Origin of the sequence: Streptomyces phytophilus (genome assembly GCF_013870535.1) — a bacterium.
Lineage (GTDB): Bacteria > Actinomycetota > Actinomycetes > Streptomycetales > Streptomycetaceae > Streptomyces > Streptomyces phytophilus.
Window position 1 is genome coordinate 1 of record NZ_JACBXC010001463.1, and the last position, 1,378, is coordinate 1,378.

General features: G+C 76.2%; 2 protein-coding genes. Both read left to right on the top strand.

The genetic code is table 11. The annotated features are described in order from the left end of the window. On the top strand, nt 1–270 hold a 270-nt coding region (locus tag H5J30_RS33375; protein ID WP_309505711.1), incomplete at its 5' end, for an SIS domain-containing protein. A 19-nt stretch (nt 271–289) separates the two neighbouring features. After that, the coding region (gene manA, locus H5J30_RS33380) for a mannose-6-phosphate isomerase, class I (RefSeq protein ID WP_181791476.1) at nt 290–1,378 on the top strand (1,089 nt) is incomplete at its 3' end.

Genomic DNA, 1,378 nt, shown 5'->3' on the forward strand with positions numbered 1-1,378 from the left:
GGCGCCGACCCCGACGACATCTTCCGCGACCGCGTCGAGGAGCCCGCCGCGCTCCGCGCCCGCATCGTCCTGCTGCACGACGAGTCCGCCGACTCCGCCCGCACCCCCGGGGAGGCCGCCCCCGCGGCCCGCGAGCTGGCCTCCGCCCAGGGCACCCCCGTCAGCGAGCTGGAACCGTCCGACGGCGCGCCCCTGGAGGCCGCCGGCGAGCTGATCGCCACCGCCGACTTCACCGCCGTTTACCTCGCCCTGGCTGCGGGTTCCTCCTGACCCGTACGAAGATGGCCGTATGGACCGCCTGAACAACACCGTCCGCCCGTACGCCTGGGGCTCCACCACCGCGATCCCCGAGCTGCTCGGCACCGACCCGACCGACGAGCCGCAGGCAGAGCTGTGGATGGGCGCCCACCCCGGCGCGCCCTCCCGCCTCGACCGCGGCGCCGGCCCCGTCCCCCTGGACCAGGTGATCGACGGCGACCCCGAGGGGGAGCTGGGCCCGGCGACCGTGGCGCGCTTCGGGCCCGGCCTGCCGTATCTCCTCAAGGTGCTGGCCGCCGCCGCCCCGCTGTCCCTCCAGGTCCACCCCGACCTCGCCCAGGCCCGCGCCGGCTACCGCGACGAGGAGGAGCGGGGCGTCCCCGCCGACGCCCCCGACCGCAACTACAAGGACGCCAACCACAAGCCCGAGCTGATCTGCGCCCTCACCCTCTTCGAGGGCCTGTGCGGCTTCCGCCCCGCCGCCGGCGCCGCCGACCTCCTCGACGGCCTCGGCGTCGACGGCCTCAAGCCGTACGCCGACGCGCTGCGCGCGCAGCCCGAGGAGGACGCGCTGCGCGAGGTGTTCGCCGGCGTGCTGCGCGCCGACCGCGACGAGCTGGCAGCCACCGTCGAGGCCGCGGGCCGGGCGGCCGAGAAGCTGGGCACCACCGGCACCCCGTACGCCGCCGACTACGCCGCCTACGGCGCCCTCGCCCGCTCCTGGCCCGGCGACCCCGGCGTCATCGCCGCCTTTCTGCTCAACGTCGTCAGACTGCAGCCCGGCGAGGCGCTCTTCCTCGGCGCCGGCGTCCCGCACGCCTACCTCGACGGCGTCGGCGTCGAGATCATGGCCAACTCCGACAACGTGCTGCGCTGCGGCCTCACCCCCAAGCACGTGGACGTGCCGGAGCTGCTGAAGATCGTCTCGTTCGCCCCGGGCGCCCCCGAGGTGCTACGGGCCGGCCCCGACGGCCGCTACGCCGTACCCGTCGACGACTTCCGCCTCCACCGCCACGACCTCGACGACGGCCCGGTGACCGTCGCCGCCCCGGCGGACGGCGGCGCCCCGCAGATCCTGCTGTGCACCGACGGCAGCGCCGAGCTGACCAACGCCGCCGGC